The organism is Marivirga arenosa (assembly GCF_030503875.2).
GTDB classification, from domain to species: domain Bacteria; phylum Bacteroidota; class Bacteroidia; order Cytophagales; family Cyclobacteriaceae; genus Marivirga; species Marivirga arenosa.
Genome location: NZ_CP129968.2, coordinates 3,368,801 through 3,384,684 on the forward strand (window position 1 = coordinate 3,368,801; position 15,884 = coordinate 3,384,684).

Genomic DNA, 15,884 nt, shown 5'->3' on the forward strand with positions numbered 1-15,884 from the left:
GAAAATTTAATAGCGAATTCGCTATTTTATTCCTCTTTAATTTTAATAGAAAAACCTAACAGGTTTCTGTTTTCGTTAAACTAAAGCGATCTCAGATTCACTAATTATAAAATACTAATTAATATTTATGTCTAATAAAAAATACGACATCTACGGGATTGGAAATGCCTTGGTAGATATCATAACTGAAGTTTCAGAAGAGTTCGTTTTGGCAAACAAGGTCGAAAAAGGCGTTATGACCTTGGTAGAAGAAGAAAGACAAGCGGAGCTATTAAATTCTATGAAAATCACTGAAGAACACATGCAAGGTGGTGGTTCAGCTGCTAACACATTGGTTGCTTCTAGTCAATTTGGCGCAAAAGGATTTTATTCTTGTAAGGTAGCTAATGACATGGAAGGTAAGTTCTTTTTGAAAGATTTAAAAGAAAATGGAATTGACACGGTTTTAACACCTGAAACTGCGCCTCACGGTACTACAGGAAAAGTATTGGTGATGACTACTCCTGATGCTGAAAGAACAATGAATACTTTTTTAGGGATAACCTCTGATTTTTCTGAAAAGGAAATTCATGAATACGCATTAAAAGATTCAAAATATTTATACCTAGAAGGCTATTTAGTAACATCAGAAAGTGGTTTAGCAGCTATGCAAAAGGCTAAAAAAATTGCTGAAGAAAACGATGTAAAAGTAGCCCTTACATTCTCTGATCCATCTATGGTTAAGTATTTCAAAGAACAAATGGAATCAGTAGTGGGTGCAAGTGTTGATATGTTATTCTGTAATGAAGAAGAAGCAGCACTTTTCACAGGAGAAAATGATATAAAAAGTATAAGAGAAGAACTTAAAAAAGTAGCAAAAAAGTTTGCAATTACTCAAGGTAAAAATGGAGCTATCATTTACGATGGTGATACCTTTATTGATATTGAACCTTATCAAGTTCAAGCAATAGACAGCAATGGTGCTGGTGATATGTTCGCAGGAGCATTTTTATTTGCCATTACACATGGGCATAGCTTCGCAGATGCTGGGAAATTAGCTTCTTTAGCAAGTTCTAAAATTGTAACACAATTAGGCCCAAGGTTAAGCTGGCCAGATGCCAAAGAAATCCTAAGCAGATGGACAGCTGAATAATAGGATGAACATTTAATCAAATGCCTTTCGATTTCTCGAAGGGCATTTTTTTTAATCACCTATGCTGGTCAATCAAAATCGTATTACCATCAGGATCCTTTAAGATAATATTTGCAGGACCTTCTTTACTTCCATCGGTTGCCTGTATTAGTTCTAATCCTTTTGATTTCAAATCCTTTTCAATTTTTCTAACATCATCAAAAGGATTGATATCTTCTCCATTCTCATTCCATCCTGGATTAAAAGTCAGAATATTTTCTTCAAACATTCCTTGAAATAAGCCTACTAAAGAGTTCTCATTATTCATGATGAGATAATTCTTATCTAAATCTCCACTTAAAACTTGGAAGCCTAACTTTTCATAAAATTCTTTGGAAACTTTAAGATCTTTAACTGCTAAGCTTATTGAAAATGCTCCTAATCTCATAATTTGATTGTATTGGTTCTTCAATCAAATTACAATTTTTTCAATAAAAAATGCATTCCGTAGCTGAATGACTTAATGTTTAGCAGATTTTAATTTCAATATTAAAAGATTAACTACAAATAAAGCGATCATTGTTATAGATATCATCAATATGTAAGTAGTTGCAAATGCAAGATTATGGCCAAAATTTAAGCCCACTTCATATACAGAAGCACTATCAAAATTAGTGAAAATTGAATAGACAAAAGTGAGTAAATAAGCAATGCCAATGAAGCTAAAAATAATTTTGAGGAATTTTTTAAGGTTTAGGTTGATCATAACAAAAGTATTTAAGGTTATTAAAATTCTAAGTCATATGAATTCATGAGTTTTCATTTATATTTATAAAGTTAAAAAAATATGGCAAGATCAGCATTTCTGATCCTGCCTAATATCTTAATTACAATATTGATTTAAATAATAATTAACGCTGCTGTCACCTAAGCTTTTCGCTTTATTCCAATCTTCACAAGCTTCAGTATCATTTTCCAATTGATAATTTACATTTCCTCTTAACTTATAATAAGAAGCGTCATCATTTTTTAATTCAATTGCTTTGTTTAAATCTTTTAAAGCTGGGAGAAAATTTTCAAGAACAGATTTAACATTTCCCCTGTAGTAATATGCCGAAGCATCTTCTGGGTTTAACTGAACTACTTTATCATAATCTTGTAAGGCACCTTCCCAATCTTCGGTTTCTTCTCTTAAAATTGCTCTGTTGTAATAAGCATCTGTATTATTAGGATCTAAAGTGATGGCCTTAGAATAATCTTCAGCTGCATATCTTACATTCCCTAAATACAAATAACACTGAGCCCTATACAAATAAATTGAAGCATCTGCTGGTGATGCCTCAGCAGCTTTGTTAAAATCATCTAAGGCTGCTTGATAATCTTCTAATTCTAAATACGACCTACCTCTTTTAAAATAAGAATCTGATTTAATAACATCTCCTTGAATTGCTCTTTCGAAGTAAGATACTGAGCCCACCCAGTCTTCTATTGCATAATATGATTCTGCTTTTATGTAAAATACTTGAGGGTTTCCTTCATCTAAATCTTCCAAAGCATCCACATCATCAATTACACCTTGATAGTTTTCCTTTTCATATCTTGCTACTGCCCTATTTTCATAAGCTCTGGCATAATCTGAATCTAAGGATAGCGCTTGATCATAATCTTTTATCGCTTCATCAATATTCCCTTGGAGCTGTTTAGCCTTACCTCTATTATTAAAATAAACCGCCTCATTTATTCCACCAGAAATAGCGGTATTATAATCGCTAATAGCTCCCGACAAATCATCCAATCTAAATTTAGTATTCCCTCTTAACGCATAAGCTTCATACAATTCTTTGTTGGCTGCAATTGCAATGTCAAAATCCTGAAGTGCATTCTGCCAATTGTTTAATGCATAATTGGATTTCGCTCTAAACAAATAAAGTTGATCCGCTTTGCTGCCAAATTCTTCGGCTTTATCGAAATCAGATAAAGCAATTTCATATTGCTCATTTCTAAAATTAATTACCCCTCTGTGAAAATAGGTTTCAGGGTGCTTATCCCCAAATGTAACTGCTTGATTCAAATCACTTAAGGCCGGATCAAGTTCTTCCTGTTGGAAATAGGCGTTACCTCTACCATAATATAAATCTGATGACTGATTCCCCATTTGAAATGCTTGATCCATCATATTAATGGTTTCACCATAATTCTCAAGATTATAATAACTTAATCCCATGCGTACATAAGTGTTATTGTCAACCTGACCCAATTCAACAGCCTTATTAAAATCAGTTAATGCACTCTCCCATGACTCTAAAAAGAAATGAGCATTTGCTCTATTTAATACACCTTGCGGATAATTAGGATCTATGGTAAGCGATTGGTTATAATCCTGTAAAGCTGCTTCGTAATTTCCAAGCTTTGCTTTTGCCTTACCTCTATTGTTATAAATGATTTCATCTTTTTGCCCTAAAGTAATAGCCTGATCATATGATTTAATTGCATCTTTAAATCTATCCTGACGGAATAAGGTATTAGCATAATTAAAATGAGTTGTTGGATTCTGTGTACCAAAGCCAATTGCTCTTTGAAGGAATTTACTTGCTTCCTCATATTGTTTTCCTTCGTATAAAGCATTACCCAAGTTTTCAACTACTTCTTTGTCTGTAACACCTTTGTCAATTGCTTTAGATAACTGTGTTGCTGCTTCCCTATAATTTTCAATGACAAAAAATGCATTCCCTATGTTGGCATACAATTCAGCTTCATCAATTCCACCTTCAATTGCTTTTTGATAATCGCTTATGGCTGGTCTATAATCTTCTTTGTTATATAAGATATTTCCTTTGAAATAATGTAATTGTGCATTTTTAACACCACCTGTGATTGCCGTTTGCATATTTTCTAAAGCCTTATCAAACTGCTGAGTTTGATAATAAGCCAAACCGAGCATTTCAGCCACCTGTGTACTTTTATTTTCTATTTTTTCTAAATCACTTATCGATCCACTATAATTCTTTTGCTGATAATAAGCTGTACCTCTGTTTAATAAGGCTTGTTCATAATCTGGTTTTTCTGTTAAAGCCAAATCATAATCTTTAACGGCTTCCGCTACCTTATCCTGTAAAAATTTAGCTTTCCCCCTATTGTTAAATAAAATAGGGTCTTTAGCTCCTAAATTCACAGCTTTTGTATAAGCCTCTTCAGCTCTAATTAAGTTTTGATTTCTAAAATATAAATTGCCTAAATTAAAATAAACATCAATAGATTTACTTCCCATATCGGAGGCTTTGGACAAGTCCATAATAGCCATATCTGCTGATTTCATTTCATTGTAGGCCAAGCCTCTTTTCTCATATAAGTTTATGCTTGTTTCACCTTGCTCTTCTGCTTTTGTTAAAGCTTCAGCAGCACTTCTAAAATTTCCAGCTTCAAATTGAGACTGACCTAAAGCATAATAGACTTGCTGTGTATTTTTCCCGCCTTGAATAGCAGAATTCAAAGCTCGCACTGCCTCTTCATAATTTTTCGTTTCGAAATAAGACAAGCCTATTATTTCATAATTATCTGCAGATCTATCCCCTCTCTGAAAAGCTTGCTTAACCGTTTCAATGGATTGCTCATACTCCTTTTTATTGAATTGAGCTTTTGCTAAAGCAGAAAATAAATCTGCTTCATTATAGGAGGCTTCTTTTGCTTTATTTAATGCAGCTATAGCTTTATCCCAATTTTGATTGGCATTTGCCATAAAGCCTTGATAGAGGAATAGCTTAGCCCCCGATGAACCTGATGCGATTGCTCTTTCAATGTTAATTTTAGCTTCTTGAGTATTCCCTGCTTCATATAATAAAATAGCATATTCTTCAAAAACTTCTGGTGACTTTGCTCCAGCTGCAATGGCTTTTTTGAAATACGAAATAGCTCCTTCATTTTGATTTAATTCAATTTTAGCTTTTGCTGCATTTTTGAAAAGAGTAGTATCGTTTACACCAAATGAAATAGCCCTTTCTAAATTTTGAATTGATTCTTGATATGCTCCTCTTTCATATTGAGCTGTACCTAGCAATTGAAAAATCTCTCCATCATTCGCACCTCTTTCTACAGCAGCTTTAAAATCAGCTATTGCTCTATCACTTTGGGAATCCTTTAAATAGGCAATCCCTCTGTTTTTGTAAGTTTTAACCTCATTATTGCCTCCACTAATTGCTTTACCGTAATTAATGATCGCTTCACTGTATTTCTCAGTATTAAATTGAGCTTCTGCTAATTGAAGAAATACTTCTTGATCATTAGTACCTTGCTGAATTGCTTTTTTGTAATCTTCAATTGCTTTTGACCAATCCTCTGTTTTGAAATAAGCGGCTCCTCGGTTTTCTAGTGCAGTTTGATAATTAGCTTTTAATCCTAATGATGTAGTATAATCAGCAATTGCAGCCTCATATTTTTCAGTTAGAAATTTAGCTTTCCCTCTATTATTGAATAAGATCTCAGATTCATATCCCAACTTCTCTGCCTGATCATAAGCATTTATTGCGTTGGCATATTTCTCATTTTTGAAGTATGCATTCCCTAAATAATAGCTCACTTTCGGATCTTTGAATTCTAATTCAACTGCCTTTTCCAAATCAGGAATGGCTTGACTGATTTGATCCAATTCGTAATGAGAAATCCCTTTATAGGCATACCATTTAGCCTCATTAACTTTTTCTTTTTGAGCTTGTGCAAAATCATTAATTGCTTCAGTATACTTATTAAGCTCAAAGTATGCGAAAGCCCTAATTGAATAAGCTCTAGGGCTAGATTTTATTTTAAAAGCATTGGTTAGATTTGAAATTGTCTTATTATAATCTTTAGCTTCAAATGCTGAGAAGCCTGCCATCTTCCATGCAAAATCATCTTTCGGATTTTGGTTAGCAAACTTTTCAAATGTATTAATTGAATTAGCCCAATCTTCACTTGCATAAGCATTCAATGCAGATAATAAATGTGCGTTTTCACTAATCCTATTGGTAAAATTTGAAAACCCATTGGTGATTGGGTTGGCCTTTTCTAATCGAGATATATCAATAATTACGGCTCCATTTATGCCATCCGCCTTATTTAAAATAAAGCCTTGAATTTTATCATTTTCTACAACAGCGGCTCCAATAGCATCTTTATTCAGATTATCAGGTATTACGGCAAAAACACCATATCCTTCTATTTCAGAAGCACTCGCTACACTAACATTCGATTTTTTCACATCCTGTATAGCATCAGCTCTTAGCATATTAAAACTGGCTCCTTTCTTAATAATTCCTTCCCCAAGATTAGCCTTTTGGAATTTAATAGTCAGATTATTATCTACTGCAAATTTCACTAAGCCACTAGCTGGATCATGAGCATTTATAGTAGAAATATTATGAACGCTGCTATCCTGAGTAAATACTTTAGCGCTCGTGGCTTCTAAAAAAAGGTTCTGATGTGTGACCCCAGTTCCTTGGCCATCAATAATTATTGCAGTTCCTTTTTGAAGAGGTTGACCAGCACCATTATAGGTTTGAACAAAATATAAACTTTGCTCAGTTTGAGAAAAAGCAATTGCTGAACTAATAAAAAGAATTAGGGTCAGTATATTTCTATATATTTTCACCATGAATTAATGATTTAAAAAGATTGACGAAAATTATTGAATTTTTGGCGCTTATGGAAGAAAATAACCGCTTTAGTTATACATCTTGGTTAAACTAATTCTGTTAATTAAATTGAAATCTAAATTTTATAACTATGAAAAAGACATACCAAATCATTTTTCCCTTATTCATTATCTTAATTCTAGTGGCTTGTGATCCTACAACCAGGAAATCTCCCGAAGAAAAAGAAATAAGTACAGAACAAGTAGCCGGACCAAAAGAAGTAATGCAAGGCCCTATAAGCCTTGTGATTCATGGAGGAGCAGGTACTATTAAAAGGGAAAATATGACTGAAGAAAAAGATGCTGAATACAGAGCTAAGTTAGCAGAAGCATTGGAAGCAGGTTATGCTAAACTAGAAGATGGTGCTCCAGCAATGGAAGCGGTTATAGCAGCTATTCAGATTATGGAAGAATCACCACTTTTTAATGCGGGGAAAGGAGCAGTTTTTACAAACGAAGGTAAAAATGAGCTTGACGCGGCTGTTATGGATGGAAAAACAAGGAATGCAGGAGCAGTTGCGGGTGTATCCACTATCAAAAGCCCTATTGAAGCTGCTTTATCTGTTATGAAAGATAGTCCACATGTGATGATGGCTGGAAAGGGAGCTGAAAAATTCGCTGCTGAACAAGGCTTAGAAATCGTTGACCCAGAATATTTCTTCACCCAAAGTAGATATGATGCACTTCAAAGGGTAAAAGCAAGAGAAGAAGAGAAAGGAAGAAGTGCGGCATTATTAGATTTTCCAGATAGTAAATTCGGTACAGTAGGCTGTGTAGCGTTAGATAAAGATGGAAATATTGCGGCTGGAACTTCAACAGGTGGAATGACCAACAAAAGATATGGCAGAATTGGTGATGCACCTATTATTGCAGCAGGTACTTATGCCGATAATCTAACGTGTGGTGTTTCTGCTACGGGCCATGGAGAATATTTCATTCGATCGGTAGTAGCTTATGATATTGCCGCTAAAATGAAATATGCAGGAATGAGTTTAGAAGCTGCTGCTAACAAAGTAGTGTATGATGAGTTAGTTGAGTTTGGTGGTGGCGGTGGAATCATTGCCTTGGATAGAGCAGGAAACATCAGCATGCCTTTCAATACATCCGGAATGTACAGAGGCTATATGAATGAAAAAGGCACACCTAAAGTATATATATACGAAGACGAAAAATAGAATATCTCAATACAGTAAAGAGCCATGTTTCATATGCATGGCTTTTTTTATTTTAATCTATCTAATTTAAATACTTTTGTAAATATCTTCCTCCCTTCTGATTTTGTATAGATTATGTAGAGGTCATTCTTCTAATGATTAAACAAAACTGTATTTTTTTAATATATCTCAAATATTATTTGGCTGGGAATTTAATCTATCCTATGTTGAAGTTTTAAGAATACTTTACTTACTTATGTATAAGTAATTAGCTATAATACAATATAAAAGAGATATTTAAGAATCTACACATATTGAATAAGTAAAAGCTAAATAAAACTAATCCCCAGCTTTTCAAAAATTTCAATCTCTGTTAAAATCTTGAAAATGTATTTTTTTAATACACCAAAATCCCTTTGATATAAAATTGATGGAAAGTTGATTCGTCTAAAATATCTCCAAATATGGTATTAATGCTTTATTTAAAGGTAACTTGTAAGATTAATAATTGCATATGAACAAGAACACAGTAAAATTTAACACAACAGACAATCGGGAATTTGTTAGCACTTTAAGATTAAGAGTAAATCAATATTTCAAAGATCAAAAAATTACAAAATACGCGAATAACCGAATGAAAATTAAAACAGCTTTTATGTTATTGCTGTATTTTATTCCGCTAGTACTAATGCTTAGCGGTATTATCAATAGTGTTGGATTAGTGATTGCTATGTTTTTTGTAATGGGATTTGGAATGGCAGGAATAGGCCTATGCGTTATGCATGATGCAAACCATGGCGTTTATTCGAAAAATAATTTAGTAAATAAAGCTTTGGGCTTTACAGCCAACTTTATTGGTGCTTATCATATTAACTGGAAGATACAACACAACGTATTACACCATTCTTTCACCAATATTAATGAATACGATGAAGATATTGACAAAAAGGGCATCATAAGATTTTCACCACATCAAGAAAGAAGAAGCTTTTTTAAATTTCAGGCATTTTATGCTCCAATATTATACGGTTTAATGACCTTTTATTGGTTGATTGCTAAAGATTTAGATCAATTAATACGATACAATAAGCGAAATTTATTGAAAGCTCAAGGTTTAAGCTTCTCAAAAGGACTGGCCACAATGCTATTTCATAAAAGCTGGTATATTATGCTTACGTTGGTAGGTCCAATATTAATGACAAGTGTAATTTGGTGGCAAGTAGCCTTAGGCTTTTTATTAATGCAATTTATTAGCGGTTTGATCCTTGCTTTAATTTTTCAACCCGCACATGTTATAAATGAAACTCAGTTCTATGAAGTAGATGAAAAAGGAAGTGTAGAAAATAATTGGGCAATTCATCAATTACATACTACTTCAAATTTCGCTAACTCATCATCATGGTTTTCATGGATTGTTGGTGGCCTTAATCATCAAATTGAGCATCATTTATTCCCAAATATATGCCACATTCATTATAGCAGTATAGCTCCTATAGTTAAGAAAACAGCAAAAGAATTTGGCATACCTTATCATCATCATAAGTCATTCTATGCAGCTTTAAAGAGTCATTTTTCTTTATTAAACCAATTAGGAAATGGGGAATATGATAAAAAATTAGCTTTAGCTACTGTTGCTAGTTAAATAGCCTTTACATCAAAAAAAAGCCCTGAAGTTGATGAATTTCAGGGCTTTTCTATTTCAGGACGTCACAACGTCACAAATTATTTAAAATCTAATTTACATCTCTTTTTGCAATCAATACATAATTTAATGCAACACTGATGACCAACCATGCTAAGGCAATAATTGCACTACTTACTTTTACATAATCTTGAATTTCCATGAATACATACCGTTGAAATGGGATTTCAATCAAATTATTTACCGCATGAATTGGGAAAAGTGTAATTAACCAATGATCATCAAATTTATAATTTAGAATCCCTACTATGGCTGGTTCCAAAAATATGGCGTAAAAACACAGTCCTATTATAGCAAAACCTGCTTTTTTCAATAAAATAGATATGAGCATAGCCAGATTAAGGAATGTAACCAGCTCTAGAAAATGAGCCAATAAAAACTCCATATCGTTTATATACATACTGAAAACGAAATTAGTCCCGTAAAACAGTCCCATTAAAGTACCTGCAAGCCAAATCACCAACATATTAAACAAACTAAATCCAAAGATTAAAGTCTGTTTAGCAATTAAGAACTGAGAGGGCGACATTCCATCAATAATGTTCTGTCGGATCGTCCTATAACTATATTCATTAGTTACTGAAATGATCACTATGAAAGCTAAAAAGAACTTTAAGTAGGATGCCAAATAAGTGAGATTTTGCCATACATCCGGAAAATCATAAAAAGGAATAATATTTGGGCTAATCCCTTGAAATTCAACACCTGAATTGGTCATCCAGGAAAGTAAAATTTTAACGCTACTCATGATCAGCAATAGCAATAAAAAATACAGAGAAGCTAACCTTATGAAGGTTTTATAATTTTTCAGCTTTAGCCATTCGATTTGTAAATATTTCAATATCATTCGTTTCCGGATAAAAGTTGTAAAAATTGTTTCTCTAATGACTTATTGATATATGAAAGATGAGTTAAGATGATTCCATTTTTAATTAAATATTGATGGAATTCATGAATAGGGGTGTCATTAGACAATTGCACCTCTAACCTACCTAAATTATTAAGTTTCATATCAACAAAAGCAGGGAATTTACTGGCTACTGATTTCAGATTATCTAAATCTTCTGCCATTAGTTCAATCCCTTCATTTCCCATTAGGCTTTCGGCAACAGTTCCTTGGAATATCTTCTCACCTTGCTTTAATACAGCAAAATGAGTGCATACTTTTTGCACTTCATCTAGCAAATGACTCGCCAAAATAATGGTCTTACCTTTTTCAGCAATATTGATAATCAGCTCTCTGATTTCAGCTATACCTTGAGGATCTAAACCGTTAGTAGGTTCATCAAGTATTAACACTTCAGGGTCCGACAGCAAAGCAGAAGCAATGGCTAAACGCTGTTTCATACCCAAAGAATAACTTTTAAATGGCGATTCCGCTCTATTCCCTAAACCCACTTGGGTTAATACTTCTAAAATTCTTTTTTCTGGAACCTCCTTAATTTTACAAACAATCTTCAGATTTTGAATCCCTGATAAATAAGGATAGAAAGTAGGGCTTTCTAAAATAGCACCCAAATTTCTTCTTTGAGCTGCTGTGGGTTCCTTACCAAACCATTTATAAATACCAGAATCCTTTTGAACAACCCCTAATAAAATTCCTAAAGTAGTACTTTTACCACTACCATTTGGCCCTAACAAGCCAAAGACTGTTCCTTTTTCAACTTTTAATTCAAGATTATTAACAGCCTGAATTTTGCCATAGCGTTTATTCAGTCCTGAAATCTCTAGTATATTTTCAGCCATAAATTTTATTCTTCGGTTGTCGTATTTTTTTCTACCTCTTCATCAATTTCATCCTTGTAAGCCTCTCTTATTTTGCGCGCTTTCTCTCTCTGCTTTTCTCTTTTATCCTTATCTTGGATGAAATCTCCGATAGGGCCAAAATTTAAATCTGACTTCATGAGTTGAGGAAGTTTAGATATATCAAAGGCACCTTCTAAAAAGCCTACAAAAATACCTTCTTTCGTTTCTGCAGTCGCAAACAAAATATCATCTCTGCCCTCAGGAGTTTTAACCTCTATATCTGATCCTTCAATTCTGGCGGTAAAAATAGATTCCCAACCCGTAAAGTCCTGATTGCTTTTCCATTCCTGAAATTTCATTTCATTTGAATCTGATTTCAATTGTATCTGAAGAATATGAAGCTTTTTGATTCCTTTTGTCGCCTCTGCAAATTCAGGATTATTATTAGCATTAATCATCTTTATATTACTAGGATAAAGATTGATATTTAAAGTATGAATACCTTCTTCTTGAAGGCTTTTTAATGGGTCTTCTATCTTCTTGTTGCAAGAAAATAGTATTAAGGTTGATAGCAATGATAAGATTAGTAGTCGCATAGTTTTTAGTTTAAATAGAAATAGCAAGATGAAGATATACTTCATCCTGCTAATATTTTAGTTTATTATTGATTAGTTTTTCTCATCTTCCATATTCTCAAGCTGCTCTAAATTTTCCATTCCTGAAATATTTAAGCCATTAGCCATTTTCGACATTTGTTTCAAATCGATATCTCCAAATATACTAGCGGCTACGAAACTACTGTCACTACCCACTAACATTACTAACTCACTTACCATACCTCCTTTTTCTTGAATTAGAAATCGAATATCAGAATCACCGTCTCTCACGGTCATCAATTCGTCATAACCTCTGGCAAAGGCTTTATTTGCTTCAGAAAATAAAGATGCTCCATCACTTGTTTTACTGTTAGCAATCAACTTAATACCTTTTAAACCACTTACTGCCTTCTTCATGGCTTCACCATCTTCTCCTTCTACTTCAAAATTTGAGAATAATTCAATCATTCGCTGGTTCACTGAAACTATAGTAAATGATTCGTTCGAAGCATATTTATCATAAAATTTCATGAACTCCGAGTTCTGTGCCTGTGCTGCCAAACTTACTAAAGCTAAAACAACTATTAATCCTATCTTTTTCATTTTTATTCTATTTTTATTTGTATTCACTTATAATTATTAATCACTAAGGTTTTAGATATTTTAAGTACAGTGTTCGAATTTATGTCTAGACTCCAGTACTTAAATCTTTTTTAACTATCTCCTTTTTCTTTATTCTGTTTTCTTTCTGGTTGAAATGTATTTTTCACTTTCTCCTGTGCTGTATTGATCATTTCAAGCGAGCTTAAATGTTTTCTACTATGATTCATCATAGAAGCCATCAGTTCCAAAGTAGCTTTAGCCTCTAAATATGCTTTTTCTTCTTGCTGAGCTAGTTCTCTTCTTTCTTGTTGCAACGGCATCCACCAGGCAAAGAAACCAAGGGCAAAGGCAACTAATACAGAAGCTGCTATTTTCATCCAATTCCATTGGTCTTTAGATTTTGATTTTGAATGAATTTTATTCATTACTTGATCATCGAAATCTTCACCCAATGTTAGGTTTTGTTTCAGCTCTTCCTGGCTTTCAAACCACTCCGCCATCTGTAACAACTCTCCCTCTAATTTATTTTTATTGGCTTTCAGTTCACTTTTGAACTGCATTTCTTCTACTTGGCTAAGCTCTCCTAACCAGTATTTTTCAAGCCAAATTTCTAAAGTTTTTAATGCCATGATCATTTATTTTTTGCATGCTAGCTTTCAAATATTTTCTTGAGCGATATAAATCAGTTTTAACTTGTGACTCTGAAATTTCCAAAGTCTCTGCAATTTCCTGATAACTATTCCCCTCTACTTCTCTTAATATGAAGACTGTTTTTTGCTTCTCGCTAAGTTGCTCTAAAACGTCTTGCAATATTTTCCATTGGTCTTGCCAAACAGAAATTGTGCCTGGATCTTGACCAAAAGTCTTTTCTAACTTGAGTGAATCTTGATGCTTTTGAACTGTCTTTTGCTTTCTAAGTCTATCAAGGCAAATGTTTTTTACAATTTGCATCCCCCAAGCTTCAGGGTTTTCCACCCTATCCCAATCCGATCTTTTATCCCAAATCTTAATTAAAGCCTCTTGAACTGCATCTTTAGCCTCTTCTTCATCTTTCATGTAAAAGAAGCTGAAGCGATAAAGCTTATTCTTTTGACTCAGGTAAATATTTTTAAAATAGTTCTCTTCGTTCATTTCATGTGTTTAAAAATGTTATTCATCGGCCACATGGAACTTGACAAAATAAAAGAGTGAAATTCTTAATTCTTTTTAAACTCTCGTTTTGTTTCGTTTCATAAAGTAGATGCACAAGTGAATTAAAAGTTACAGCAAGTTGAAGTATTTTTTTAAATCTTATCCTACAACGATATAATTTATTGATTTTCAGTTAATTAATTTTATTAAAAATATTAAAATTAATTTAGATAGTGTCAGGAATAGTAGAATCCGCTATATTCAGATATATTTATCTGTATTATGAGATCGATTTTTTGTCTATTAGCGATTAGCCTATTTACTAATTTTATGATATATTCTCAGGAAAGAGAAAATCATCTAATCTTCTGGGAGAAATTAGAAGCACATTGTGGAAAAGCATATGCCGGAGAAGTAGTAACCGCTCCAGTTCCTGAAGATTTTCAAAAGAAAGATCTAATCATTCATTTTAAGTCATGTGGGGAAGGGCAAATAAGAATCCCCTTTGTAGTAGGTGAGAACAGGTCAAGAACCTGGGTTTTTACATTAAGCGATCGCAATATTGAATTAAAACACGATCACAGAAATAAAGATGGAAGTCCTGCGGAAATAACTATGTACGGAGGTACCAGCCCTAATACAGGTTTTGAACAAATGCAGTATTTCCCAGCAGATCAACAAACAGTAGATATGATTCCATATGCTGCTGGCAATGTATGGTGGGTTAGTATTTCAGATTCAGTATTTACTTATAACCTTAGAAGAGTTAGCAGTGATGCCCCAATCCGATTAGAATTTGATTTAACTCAAGAAGTAGAAGCACCTGCATCACCCTGGGGTTGGGAATAATCCGAAATTGTCAGCTGGCTTACAAAGAATAGTCCTTCTTACTGTAACCTAAACTTCAATTAGGGAGTGTACTAGTTTTATCAATAAATAAAAGATAAAACTTAATATGGATTATAATCAAGCACTCTTAAAACCTTTCAAACTAGGAGACTTAGAATTAAAGAATAGAGTTGTAATGGCTCCAATGACCAGAAGCAGAGCAGATAACGAGCAAAAAGCTGCGAATGCTGAATTACAGGGACTGTATTACAAACAACGTGCTTCTGCAGGATTAATCATTACAGAGGGCTCTCAGATATCAGAAAAAGCGGTTGGATATATTAACACTCCAGGAATTCATACTAAAGCTCAAACTGAGGGATGGAAAGAAGTTACCAAAATGGTGCATGATGAAGGAGGTAAAATATTTCTTCAATTATGGCACGTAGGTAGAATGTCTCATCCAGATTTTCATAATGGTGAACTTCCACATGCACCCTCTGCGATAAATCCAAATTCAAAATCTTATACTCCAGAAGGATTTAAAGAAACTGAAACTCCGAAGGAAATGACATTGGAGGATATCAAACAAACCATTCAGGATTTTAAAAATGCTGCAGCAAATGCTTGGGAAGCTGGATTTGATGGTGTTGAAATACATTCTTCTAACGGATACCTGTTACATCAATTCTTTAGTTCTACTTCTAATAAAAGAACTGATGAATATGGCGGTTCAAAAGAAAATAGATCAAAAATCCTATTCGAAATTATAGATGCAATTAAAGAAGTAATGCCTGAAAACAGAATTGGCTTGAGGTTAAATCCTTCTTTACATGGCATTTTTGGAATGGAATTAAATGAAGAAACAATTCCAACCTTTGATTATATAATAGAAAAATTAAATGATTACGATTTAGCTTATTTACATCTTTCTGAACCATTCAATGATGTATCAGATATAGAGTATGCGGTAACTGAAATCGCCAAAAGATATAGACCTATTTATAAAGGTAATTTGATGATCAACGCTCATTTTGATAGAGAATCAGGCAATAAAGTGATTGAAGAAGGTGATGCTGATATGGTGGCATATGGAAAACCATATATTTCAAATCCTGATTTAGTGGAACGATTTGCTGCGAAAGCTGAGCTAGCAGAATATGATACTGACACCTTCTACACCCCTGGTCATAAAGGCTATACGGACTATCCTAAATTGAAAGAAATAGAAGCATAATGAATGATAAAAAAAACCACTCCAAACTGGAGTGGTTTTTTAGTAATCGAATCAAAAAGTCCCGACTCAAGCGAATAACCATAAATAAAAATCACTTGAAGTCGGGTATTAAAT

Annotated in this window: 13 protein-coding genes; 5 read left to right on the forward strand and 8 right to left on the reverse strand. The window is 33.4% G+C overall.

Annotation, left to right across the window (positions count from 1 at the left end; genetic code table 11):
• The first annotated feature begins 127 nt into the window (after nt 1-127).
• Nucleotides 128-1,132, forward strand: a complete 1,005-nt coding sequence (locus QYS47_RS14450; RefSeq protein ID WP_322346909.1) for an adenosine kinase — start codon at nt 128-130, stop codon at nt 1,130-1,132.
• A 55-nt stretch (nt 1,133-1,187) separates the two neighbouring features.
• Here QYS47_RS14450 and QYS47_RS14455 read toward each other — a convergent pair whose 3' ends face one another.
• Together QYS47_RS14455 and QYS47_RS14460 are read right to left on the reverse strand one after the other, a co-directional pair.
• Complete coding sequence (locus QYS47_RS14455) at nt 1,188-1,559, reverse strand: VOC family protein (protein ID WP_302123596.1); 372 nt, start codon at nt 1,557-1,559, stop codon at nt 1,188-1,190.
• Nucleotides 1,560-1,994: 435 nt separating this feature from the next.
• On the reverse strand, nt 1,995-6,734 hold the full coding sequence (locus QYS47_RS14460) for a tetratricopeptide repeat protein (protein WP_322346910.1): 4,740 nt from the start codon (nt 6,732-6,734) through the stop codon (nt 1,995-1,997).
• Nucleotides 6,735-6,865: 131 nt separating this feature from the next.
• Between QYS47_RS14460 and QYS47_RS14465 the strand changes: the two genes are divergently transcribed.
• Complete coding sequence (locus QYS47_RS14465) at nt 6,866-7,948, forward strand: isoaspartyl peptidase/L-asparaginase family protein (protein ID WP_322346911.1); 1,083 nt, start codon at nt 6,866-6,868, stop codon at nt 7,946-7,948.
• Between the two features lie 493 nt (nt 7,949-8,441).
• Nucleotides 8,442-9,569, forward strand: coding sequence for a fatty acid desaturase family protein (locus tag QYS47_RS14470; RefSeq protein ID WP_322346912.1), 1,128 nt, complete (start codon nt 8,442-8,444; stop codon nt 9,567-9,569).
• Between the two features lie 91 nt (nt 9,570-9,660).
• Here the strand turns inward: QYS47_RS14470 and QYS47_RS14475 are convergent, their stop codons facing one another.
• The 6 genes from QYS47_RS14475 to QYS47_RS14500 form a co-directional block, all read right to left on the reverse strand.
• On the reverse strand, nt 9,661-10,476 hold the full coding sequence (locus QYS47_RS14475) for an ABC transporter permease (RefSeq protein ID WP_369592733.1): 816 nt from the start codon (nt 10,474-10,476) through the stop codon (nt 9,661-9,663).
• The gene (locus QYS47_RS14480; RefSeq protein WP_322346913.1) at nt 10,473-11,375 is read right to left on the reverse strand and encodes an ABC transporter ATP-binding protein; all 903 of its coding nucleotides are present in this window, start codon (nt 11,373-11,375) and stop codon (nt 10,473-10,475) included. The genes QYS47_RS14475 and QYS47_RS14480 overlap by 4 nt, the downstream gene beginning before the upstream one ends.
• Nucleotides 11,376-11,380: 5 nt before the next feature.
• Complete coding sequence (locus QYS47_RS14485) at nt 11,381-11,971, reverse strand: DUF4252 domain-containing protein (protein WP_322346914.1); 591 nt, start codon at nt 11,969-11,971, stop codon at nt 11,381-11,383.
• A 72-nt stretch (nt 11,972-12,043) separates the two neighbouring features.
• On the reverse strand, nt 12,044-12,574 hold the full coding sequence (locus QYS47_RS14490) for a DUF4252 domain-containing protein (protein WP_322346915.1): 531 nt from the start codon (nt 12,572-12,574) through the stop codon (nt 12,044-12,046).
• 110 nt (nt 12,575-12,684) lie between these two features.
• Nucleotides 12,685-13,203 carry a hypothetical protein gene (locus QYS47_RS14495; RefSeq protein ID WP_322346916.1) on the reverse strand — a complete coding sequence of 173 codons (519 nt, stop codon included), beginning with the start codon at nt 13,201-13,203 and terminating at the stop codon, nt 12,685-12,687.
• Nucleotides 13,172-13,705, reverse strand: a complete 534-nt coding sequence (locus QYS47_RS14500; protein WP_308356000.1) for an RNA polymerase sigma factor — start codon at nt 13,703-13,705, stop codon at nt 13,172-13,174. Before QYS47_RS14500 ends, QYS47_RS14495 begins: the two co-directional genes overlap by 32 nt.
• 330 nt (nt 13,706-14,035) lie before the next feature.
• Here QYS47_RS14500 and QYS47_RS14505 point away from each other — a divergent pair, with 330 nt between their 5' ends.
• Together QYS47_RS14505 and QYS47_RS14510 are read left to right on the forward strand one after the other, a co-directional pair.
• Nucleotides 14,036-14,554 carry a hypothetical protein gene (locus QYS47_RS14505; RefSeq protein WP_322346917.1) on the forward strand — a complete coding sequence of 173 codons (519 nt, stop codon included), beginning with the start codon at nt 14,036-14,038 and terminating at the stop codon, nt 14,552-14,554.
• Between the two features lie 106 nt (nt 14,555-14,660).
• The gene (locus tag QYS47_RS14510; protein WP_322346918.1) at nt 14,661-15,770 is read left to right on the forward strand and encodes an alkene reductase; all 1,110 of its coding nucleotides are present in this window, start codon (nt 14,661-14,663) and stop codon (nt 15,768-15,770) included.
• The last annotated feature ends 114 nt before the right edge of the window (nt 15,771-15,884 follow it).

Excerpts from the sequence above, each read along its gene's own strand:
- QYS47_RS14450 (WP_322346909.1), top strand. The coding sequence starts at position 128 with ATGTCTAATAAAAAATACGACATCTACGGGATTGGAAATGCCTTGGTA.
- QYS47_RS14455 (WP_302123596.1), bottom strand. The coding sequence starts at position 1,559 with ATGAGATTAGGAGCATTTTCAATAAGCTTAGCAGTTAAAGATCTTAAA.
- QYS47_RS14460 (WP_322346910.1), bottom strand. The coding sequence starts at position 6,734 with ATGGTGAAAATATATAGAAATATACTGACCCTAATTCTTTTTATTAGT.
- QYS47_RS14465 (WP_322346911.1), top strand. The coding sequence starts at position 6,866 with ATGAAAAAGACATACCAAATCATTTTTCCCTTATTCATTATCTTAATT.
- QYS47_RS14470 (WP_322346912.1), top strand. The coding sequence starts at position 8,442 with ATGAACAAGAACACAGTAAAATTTAACACAACAGACAATCGGGAATTT.
- QYS47_RS14475 (WP_369592733.1), bottom strand. The coding sequence starts at position 10,476 with ATGATATTGAAATATTTACAAATCGAATGGCTAAAGCTGAAAAATTAT.
- QYS47_RS14480 (WP_322346913.1), bottom strand. The coding sequence starts at position 11,375 with ATGGCTGAAAATATACTAGAGATTTCAGGACTGAATAAACGCTATGGC.
- QYS47_RS14485 (WP_322346914.1), bottom strand. The coding sequence starts at position 11,971 with ATGCGACTACTAATCTTATCATTGCTATCAACCTTAATACTATTTTCT.
- QYS47_RS14490 (WP_322346915.1), bottom strand. The coding sequence starts at position 12,574 with ATGAAAAAGATAGGATTAATAGTTGTTTTAGCTTTAGTAAGTTTGGCA.
- QYS47_RS14495 (WP_322346916.1), bottom strand. The coding sequence starts at position 13,203 with ATGGCATTAAAAACTTTAGAAATTTGGCTTGAAAAATACTGGTTAGGA.
- QYS47_RS14500 (WP_308356000.1), bottom strand. The coding sequence starts at position 13,705 with ATGAACGAAGAGAACTATTTTAAAAATATTTACCTGAGTCAAAAGAAT.
- QYS47_RS14505 (WP_322346917.1), top strand. The coding sequence starts at position 14,036 with ATGATATATTCTCAGGAAAGAGAAAATCATCTAATCTTCTGGGAGAAA.
- QYS47_RS14510 (WP_322346918.1), top strand. The coding sequence starts at position 14,661 with ATGGATTATAATCAAGCACTCTTAAAACCTTTCAAACTAGGAGACTTA.